Here is a 7,439-nt window from a genome sequence, read left to right on the forward strand (position 1 = left end):
CCTCGGGCCGCGGCCGTCGCACGTCCAAGACCGGCCGTGATAACCATCGGTCATGAGCACGCCGTCGTCGCCCTCGGGGGACGTGCACCTGCGCGACCTGCGCTACTTCGTCGCGGTGGCCGACGCGGCCAGCTTCACCCGCGCCGCCGAGGCCCTCTTCGTCTCCCAACCGGCGCTCTCCAAGCAGGTCCGCGCGCTGGAGACGCGGCTCGGGGTCCGGCTGCTCGAGCGGGGGTCGACCGGGCTCGCCCTGACCCCGGAGGGCGAGGCGCTGCTGCCGCATGCGCGGCGGATGGTCGAGGACTGGGCGGCCGTGCGGGCCGAGGTGCGCCGCGCCGGGGCGGCGCCGACCCTGCTCGTCGGGCTGCAGACCGCCGTCGGGCGTGACCTCACCCGGCGACTGCTCGAGGCCACCCGGGAGCGCGGCGCGAGCATGCAGGTGCGGTTGATCAGCTGGTCGGACGCGAGCACCGGACTCGCCGACGGCAGCGTCGACGTGGCGTTCGTGTGGTTGCCGCTGGTCGCCCCCGACGTCGAGGCCCGGGTGCTGCTTCGGGAGCCGCGGTGGGTCGCGCTGGCCGCGGACCACCCGCTGGCGGCCCGGGCCGAGGTGACGATGGCCGAGCTGGCCGACGAGCCGTTCGTCGCGCTGCCGCGGGCGGCGGGGGCGCTGCGGGAGTTCTGGCTGGCCTCGGCGGAGCGGTCGGCGCCGGCGAGGGTGGCGGTGGAGGCCGACACCGCGGAGGGCGCGATCGAGGCGGTGGCCTCCGGGGTCGGGGTGGCGTTGCTCGCCGAGGGGAACGCGCGCCTGCTCGCCCGGCCGGACGTGGTGTGCCGGCCGGTACCCGACCTCGCGCCGTGCGAGCTCGCCGTCGCCTGGCGTCGCGGGGACGACCGGGAGCTGGTGACGGCGGCCGTGGGTGCGCTGGCCGGTCAGGCCGGGTGAGTGACCGGCGCCGTCCTGACGTCAGATGCCAGGAACGTGCCGTTGCTGCCACGGGGGCGGAACCCGGGGCGGGGGACGGGGCCCGGAGCGCACCTACCGGTTGCGCCGCCGCCGGATCAGGCCCTCCTGCACCACCGAGGCCACGAGTGTCCCGTCCGAGGCGTAGAGCCGGCCGGTCGCGAGCCCGCGCCCGCCGCCCGCGTTCGGGGATTCCTGCACGTAGAGCAGCCAGTGGTCGGCGCGGAACGGGCGGTGGAACCACACCGCGTGGTCCAGGCTCGCGACGTCGACCTGCCGCGAGGCGACCCCGCCCTCGACGTGCGGGAGCAGCGCCGCCTCGAGCAGCGTCAGGTCGCTGGCGTAGGTGAGCACGCAGGCGTGCAGCAGCCGTCCCCGGGGGTCGGAGGGGGGCGGTAGCTCGCCGTCGGCCCGCAGCCACACCCGGTTGCGGGCGACCGGGGCGGTGGCGAAGTCCCAGGGGGCGTGGTCGACGTAGCGCACGTCCAGCGGCCAGGTGAGCGCCCGCCCGGTGGTCGTGTACGCCGGCTCGGGCGACGGCACCGGCGGGCGGTCGCGCCGATCGAGGCCGTCGGGGCCGGGCGTCTCGGGCATCTCCGCCTGGTGGGTGACGCCCTCCTCGAGCACCTGGAACGAGGCGGACATCGTGAAGATCGCCTCGCCGCGCTGCACCGCCGTGACGCGCCGCGTGGTGAATGAGCGGCCGTCCCGGGTCCGGTCGACCTCGTAGACGATCGGCCGGTGCGGGTCCCCCGGGCGCAGGAAGTAGCCGTGCAGGGAGTGCACCGCGCGGTCGTCAGCGACCGTCCGGCCCGCGGCCACCATCGCCTGGGCCGCGACCTGCCCGCCGAAGACCCGCAGCAGCGACTCCTGGGGGCTGCGCCCCCGGAAGATGTCGCGCTCGATGTCCTCGAGGTCCAGCACGTCGTCGACCAGCTCGTCGAGCGCCTTGCTCATGGCGCGGCATCTTCTCGTCCGGCGCCCGCCCTGTCGATCAGGGCGTGATCACTCGCCGAACGAGAGCACCGAGACCTTCGTGCCGGCCAGGTCCAGCCCGAGGAGGGAGCCGCCCGTCGACCCGCTGTCCGAGGACTGCGCGTCGTCGTGCGCCGCGGCCGGGGCCGGGCCGGCCTCCGCCGCCGCCCCCGGCGTCTCGGTGTGCGACGCCGGCGCGGCGACCTCCCGCACCGGGGCCGCGGCCGCGGGGGCGGCCCCCGGCGGGGCGGCGGGGGTGAAGGACATGATCGACGGAGCGGGAGCGGGCTGGGGGACGGGCACGGTCTGCGTCGCCGCCTCCGCGTGGTGCCCGGTGACCGGGGAGGACGTGGACGACCCCGACGAGGCCGGGGCCGACCCGTGCGCGGTGGCTGGCGCGGACAGCAGGCCCAGCGTCGTGGGCGGCGGGGCCGTGGCAAGGCCGTAGGACTGCACCGGGGCACCTCCGCTCGCCGTCGACGTGCCGACCTGCGGCGTCGCCGAGGACGTCTGCGTGCCGTGCTGGTCCGAGAGCGGGGTGACGCCGAGGACGGTGTGCGCCCCGAACGCCACGGCTGCTGCGACGGGGATCCCCACGACGACGCCCTTGCTGCGCAGCGGGTGCGCATGCATCGCGTGACGGGCGCGGGCCATGTGACTTCTCTCCTCGTGTTCCGGGGGGAGTTGCCGCCGTCTCCCGAATGACGCCGGGCCGTCATGCGCACACGAGCGCATGACCACTCACCGCACCCAACGCGCCCACGTCGTTCCCGTTACGGGTGACGCCCGCGGTGACCGCCACAGTCACTGTGCGTGGTTGTTGATCACAACGGGTCGTCGGCTGGCCCCCGTCGCGTGGACCGACCAGACTCACCGCTCGGGCGGCGCGGACACGACCCGCCCGTCGTCGACACCGTGGTCGTGGAGGAGGAACGGGTGCAGCAGCTCTCGGGTCTGGACGCGGCGTTCCTCGCTGCCGAGGACGAGCACCAGGCCCTCCACATCAGCCAGCTCGTCGTGCTCGACCGACCGGATCCGGACTTCCAGCCGTTCACGGCCTGGCGCCGCCAGCTCGCCGACCGGCTGCACCTGCTCGAGCCGTTGCGCCGTCGTCTCGTCGAGGTGCCGCTCGGGCTGGACCACCCCTACTGGATCTCCGACCCGGACTTCGACCTCGACTTCCACGTGCGGCACTCGGCGGTGCCCCCGCCCGGCACGGACGAGCAGCTCGACACCCTCGTCGGCCGCCTGATCGCGGGCCCGATGGACCGGGACCACCCGCTGTGGGTCTCCCACGTCATCGAGGGGCTCGCGCCCACCGAGGAGTCCCCGCACGGCCGGTTCGCGCTGCTCACGATGGTCCACCACGCCGCCGTCGACGGCGCGTCCGGCGCCGAGCTGCTCACGCTCATGCTCGACGACTCCCCCGACGCCGAGCGGCCCGCCGACGCCGGGGCGTGGCGACCGGAGGACCCGCCGTCGACCGTCGACGTGCTCGGGCGCGCCGCCTGGCACGGGGTGACCCGCCCCGGGCGGGCGCTGCTCCTCGCCGCCCGCGCGGGCCAGCAGCTCGCGGCCGCGACGCGCCAGCCCGCCGTCATCGACCTGGCCGACCGCGTCCGCCGCTCGCTGCGCGGGCCGGTCGGCGAGGTCCTCAACCTCGGGCGCGAGCGCGACCCGGACGCCGACCCGCCGCGGCTGCCCGCGGCGCCCGCGCCCGCGACCCCGTTCAACGCCGCGATCAGCCGCTACCGCCGTTTCGCCCGCCGCTCGGTCCCGCTCGCCGACGTCAAGGCCGCCGGAAAGGAGCACGAGGCGACCGTCAACGACGTCGTCGTGGCCGCCTGTGCCGGCGCGCTGCGGACCTACCTGCTCGAGCACGGTGCGCTACCGGACCAGCCGCTGACCGCCCTCATCCCGGTCTCGCTGCGCACCGGCGAGGAGCCCGACATGTGGACCAACCGGGTCTCGGGCACCGTGGCCTCGCTGCCGACCGACGTCGCCGACCCCCGCGAGCGGCTGACCGCCGCGCACCGCTCGCTCAAGACCGCCAAGGCGGTGTTCGCCGCGACGCCCGCCGCGCTCGCCCCGGACGGCGTCGAGCTCGGCACGCCCGCGATCACCACGCTGATCAGCCGCGCCACCACCCGCTGGGCCACCAACGGGGTGCTGCCGTTCAACGTCATCGTCTCCAACGTCCCCGGGCCGAAGGAGCCGCTCTACATGGCGGGAGCCCGGGCCCGGCACTACTACCCGGTGTCCGCGATCGCCGACGGCCAGGGCCTCAACATGACGGTGCAGAGCTACGCCGGGTTCGTGGACGTCGGTCTGGTGGCCGACGCGGAACTGGTCCCCGACCTGCCCCGCCTGGCCGACCTCGTGGTCGCGGAGCTCGAGGTGCTCGCGCAGGCGGACTCGTGAGCGCTCGTCGGCGCCTGCTCGAGCTGCTCGCCCACCCGCCGTCGGACACGACGGGGCCGTGGCTGGACCTCGTCGCCGGCCGGCCGGGCTCGCGGGGGCGCGTCCAGGACGTCTGGCAGAGCGAGGGGGGCGCGAGCGGGTACGACGGGCTGCTCGCCGTGGGCGACCGGCTCGAAGGCGTGGTCCCCGACCTCCTGGGCGGGCGGAACCTGCGGGCGTTCTACCGGGTCGACGAGCGCCTGGGCCTGGTCGGCGGCGAGACCGTGCTGGACCTGGCCTGCGGGCCGGGGACGCTGACCCGGCGGCTGGCGCGCGCGGTCGGGCGCGACGGGCTGGTGATCGCCGCGGACCTCTCGGTGCCGATGCTCGCGCGCGCCGCCCGCTCGACGCCGTACGCATGCGTCGACTTCGCCCGCGTCGACGCGATGGACCTGCCGCTGCGCGACGCCACCGTCGACGCCATGTCCTGCTCGTTGTGCCTGCACCTGGTGCCCGACCTCGGCACCGCCCTGGAGGAGATGGCCCGGGTGCTGCGTCCGGGCGGGCCGGTCGCGATCGCGGTACCGGCGCACGCGCCGGGTCCGCTGCGGCCGCTCACCGAGACGCTGGCGCGGTTCGGGCAGGCGCGGCTGTTCGGGCCGGGTGACCTCTCCGGCGAGATGCGCTCGCGCGGCTGGACCGGGGTGGCGGAGCGGTCGCTCGGCGGCCTCCGGCTCGTGGATGCGCGCGCGCCGGGCTGAGGCCGTGTCGGCGACGGACCATCGCTGACACCTGTCAGTATCGGGACATCGTCGGCCCGGGGCCGGGCCGCTCCCTCACGACCGCGCGCCGCACCCCGTCGACGAGCAGCAGCACCCCACCGACCGCCGCGACCACCCCGAACGCCGCGACCACGTCGCCCGGCCGGTGCCAGCCGACCGCCATCACGGCGACCGAGGCGCCCGCGACGAGCACCACCCCGACGAGCCCCGCCACCCAGCGCAACGCCACCGGGAGGGCCAGCAAGGCCGCGACGACGAGCGCCGTGATCACGGTGACGTGGCCGCTGGGCAGCGAGTTCTCCGCCGAGCCCTCGCGCGGGAGGACCGACTTCAGGCCCTGGGTCAGCGCCTGCGTGGCGAGCACCAGCACCACCCCGGCCGCCGCCGCACCCGGCCGCCGTCGCAGCAGCGCGATCCCGGCGAGCACCAGCAGCACGAGCCCCACCGAGGCCACGTTCACCAGGCCCAGCAGGTCGAGCAGGCGGCCCTGCGCCCCGGAGAAGCGGTCCTCGACGGCGAGCATGAGCGCGTGGTCGATCCGGCGCCCGTGGTCGTCGGCGACCAGGAGGACCCAGCTCGAGACGACCACCAGCGTGCCCGCCGCCCCGAGCAGCACCCCGCCCACGACGCGCGCGGCCCACCCTCCCGACTTCGGGGCCCTCCCGGTGGGGAGCGGGCGCAGCGGGACGGTGGGCCGCGTGGCGATCGTTCCGGCGGACGTCATGCAATCAGGGTCCCCGCCGGACCTGATGATTCCGTGAGAACCAGGCCTGGTTCAGCCCTGGTACGCACGCTCCGCGTGCCCGAAGACGATGACGTTGTCCTCGTAGTTCCGGGTCGCCGCGTCGAACGCCCCACCGCAGGTGATCAACCGAATCTCCGGGCGGGCCGTCGGGCCGTACACGGCCGCCGTCGGGAACGCCTGCTTCGACTCCCGCTCCACCCGGTCGACGGTGAAGACGACCGACGTCCGGTCCACGCGGTGCACCACGATCTCGTCGCCCGACGCGAGCTGCGAGATGTCGGCGAAGCCGCCCTTCCTGCCGGCGTAGTCGATGTGGGACGCGAACACTGCCGGGCCGGACGTCCCCGGAGCCGCACCCCGCGAGAACCACCCGACGGTGGCCGCGTCCGGCGGGATCTGCAGCGAGAGGTCCTCGTTGAAACCGAGCTTCATGATCGAGTCGCGGGTCACGCCGATCGCGGGGATCTCGATCCCGGTCGGCGAGGACGTCGCCAGCGGCAGCGCCTCGGAGGGGGCGCTCGCGGGCACCGTCGCCGTCGCCGGACCGGTGCGAGCCGAGCCGGGTCCGCCGGTGACGACGGCGACGAGGGCGATCCCGGCGAGGGCGACGACGATCAGCGTGGTGAGCACCGAGGCGACGCGTCCGGCGCGCGATGCGGGGCGAGTGGTCCCGCGCTCGAGGGTCTCCGTCGGCACGTCAGCGCTCCCCGGCGGTCAGGAGGTCGCCCGCGTCGGCGTCCTCGGCGGTCTCCTCGGAGTGCTCGGCGGTGTCCTCGGGCCGGCCCACCCTCGCCCCCGCGAAGGTCGCGAGGGCGAGCCCCGCCAGGGCCGCGGCGAGGCCGGGAGCGACGACGGGTGCGGAGTCGCCGGTCGCGACGCCGCCCACCGGATAACCGACGTAGTCGTCGCACACCTTCGCGTAGTCGTGGGCGTTGCGCTAGCAGGCGATGCCGTCGTGGTCCCCGTCGAGACGGTTCGGGTCGGACGGGTCGGCGTGGAGGACCGCCTGCGCCTCGTCGTAGGTCAGCTGGGAGCAGTCGAGGTCCCAGAACGACGCGGGAAGCTCGCCCCACAAGGTGTGGATCGGCGTGGTGTTCGTGTTGCCCGAGGACGGCGCCGGCGTCGCCTGCAACGATGTCAGCAGGTTCGTGAGGGCCGTGATCAGATCGGTCAGGGACGCGGTCGAGGCCGCAGGGAGACCGCCGCAGAAGTCGGCGAACTGCTGGCCGAGGGTGGCCTCCGAGCCGGCCGGGGCGTTCACCTTGCTCGCCAGGTCGCCGCGCCCACCAGACCCGCCATCAGCACCGCTGCTGCGCGAATCCTCGTGCCAGCCCTCATCCGTCCGTGCTCCTCGGTCTCCCGTCCCGCCACCCCGCGGGACCGTCGACCTCGCATCGCACGCAATCCGGGCAAGCGTTACACCGGACGGCCGAACCGGTTGGTCAGTCCTCCACGCGAGTCCGCCGGCGGTGCCCGCCACGGCGTCGCCGGGCCAGCATGTGGCCGGCGACGAGGCGGGCGGGGCTCTCGCGCAGGCAGATCGAGACGCCCGCGTCGAGCATCGCGACGAGCT

The 7,439-nt window shown here is 75.3% G+C and carries 9 protein-coding genes; 3 read left to right on the top strand and 6 right to left on the bottom strand.

Going from position 1 to position 7,439, the window contains the following annotated elements; translation table 11 throughout:
- The first annotated feature begins 52 nt into the window (after positions 1 to 52).
- Positions 53 to 946, top strand: coding sequence for a LysR family transcriptional regulator (locus VGH76_RS04050; RefSeq protein ID WP_331555328.1), 894 nt, complete (start codon positions 53 to 55; stop codon positions 944 to 946).
- Between the two features lie 93 nt (positions 947 to 1,039).
- On the opposite strand, the gene VGH76_RS04055 is transcribed toward VGH76_RS04050, so the two are convergent.
- Both VGH76_RS04055 and VGH76_RS04060 read right to left on the bottom strand, forming a co-directional pair.
- Positions 1,040 to 1,921, bottom strand: a complete 882-nt coding sequence (locus VGH76_RS04055) for an acyl-CoA thioesterase II (RefSeq protein WP_331555329.1) — start codon at positions 1,919 to 1,921, stop codon at positions 1,040 to 1,042.
- Positions 1,922 to 1,969: 48 nt separating this feature from the next.
- Positions 1,970 to 2,593: a hypothetical protein gene (locus VGH76_RS04060; RefSeq protein WP_331555330.1), complete on the bottom strand. Its 624-nt coding sequence runs from the start codon at positions 2,591 to 2,593 to the stop codon at positions 1,970 to 1,972.
- 282 nt (positions 2,594 to 2,875) lie between these two features.
- Between VGH76_RS04060 and VGH76_RS04065 the strand changes: the two genes are divergently transcribed.
- Both VGH76_RS04065 and VGH76_RS04070 read left to right on the top strand, forming a co-directional pair.
- Positions 2,876 to 4,360: a wax ester/triacylglycerol synthase family O-acyltransferase gene (locus tag VGH76_RS04065; RefSeq protein WP_331555331.1), complete on the top strand. Its 1,485-nt coding sequence runs from the start codon at positions 2,876 to 2,878 to the stop codon at positions 4,358 to 4,360.
- A complete protein-coding gene (locus tag VGH76_RS04070) occupies positions 4,357 to 5,100 on the top strand; it encodes a class I SAM-dependent methyltransferase (RefSeq protein WP_331555332.1) in 744 nt (247 codons plus the stop codon). The genes VGH76_RS04065 and VGH76_RS04070 overlap by 4 nt, the downstream gene beginning before the upstream one ends.
- A gap of 34 nt (positions 5,101 to 5,134) precedes the next feature.
- On the opposite strand, the gene VGH76_RS04075 is transcribed toward VGH76_RS04070, so the two are convergent.
- From VGH76_RS04075 to VGH76_RS04090, 4 genes are read right to left on the bottom strand one after another with little or no spacing between them, the layout of a single operon-like run.
- Entirely contained in the window at positions 5,135 to 5,845 is a 711-nt protein-coding gene (locus VGH76_RS04075) for a phosphatase PAP2 family protein (protein WP_331555333.1), read from the bottom strand.
- A gap of 51 nt (positions 5,846 to 5,896) precedes the next feature.
- Positions 5,897 to 6,562: a class F sortase gene (locus VGH76_RS04080; RefSeq protein WP_331555334.1), complete on the bottom strand. Its 666-nt coding sequence runs from the start codon at positions 6,560 to 6,562 to the stop codon at positions 5,897 to 5,899.
- 1 nt (position 6,563) lies between these two features.
- Positions 6,564 to 6,779 (bottom strand): hypothetical protein, encoded by a 216-nt coding sequence (locus VGH76_RS04085; RefSeq protein WP_331555335.1) that lies wholly within the window; start codon positions 6,777 to 6,779, stop codon positions 6,564 to 6,566.
- Positions 6,780 to 6,803: 24 nt separating this feature from the next.
- Complete coding sequence (locus tag VGH76_RS04090; protein ID WP_331555336.1) at positions 6,804 to 7,127, bottom strand: excalibur calcium-binding domain-containing protein; 324 nt, start codon at positions 7,125 to 7,127, stop codon at positions 6,804 to 6,806.
- Between the last annotated feature and the right edge of the window lie 312 nt (positions 7,128 to 7,439).

The organism is Actinomycetospora sp., assembly GCF_036497585.1.
Lineage (GTDB): Bacteria > Actinomycetota > Actinomycetes > Mycobacteriales > Pseudonocardiaceae > Actinomycetospora.

Excerpts from the sequence above, each read along its gene's own strand:
- VGH76_RS04050 (WP_331555328.1), top strand. The coding sequence starts at position 53 with ATGAGCACGCCGTCGTCGCCCTCGGGGGACGTGCACCTGCGCGACCTG.
- VGH76_RS04055 (WP_331555329.1), bottom strand. The coding sequence starts at position 1,921 with ATGAGCAAGGCGCTCGACGAGCTGGTCGACGACGTGCTGGACCTCGAG.
- VGH76_RS04060 (WP_331555330.1), bottom strand. The coding sequence starts at position 2,593 with ATGGCCCGCGCCCGTCACGCGATGCATGCGCACCCGCTGCGCAGCAAG.
- VGH76_RS04075 (WP_331555333.1), bottom strand. The coding sequence starts at position 5,845 with ATGACGTCCGCCGGAACGATCGCCACGCGGCCCACCGTCCCGCTGCGC.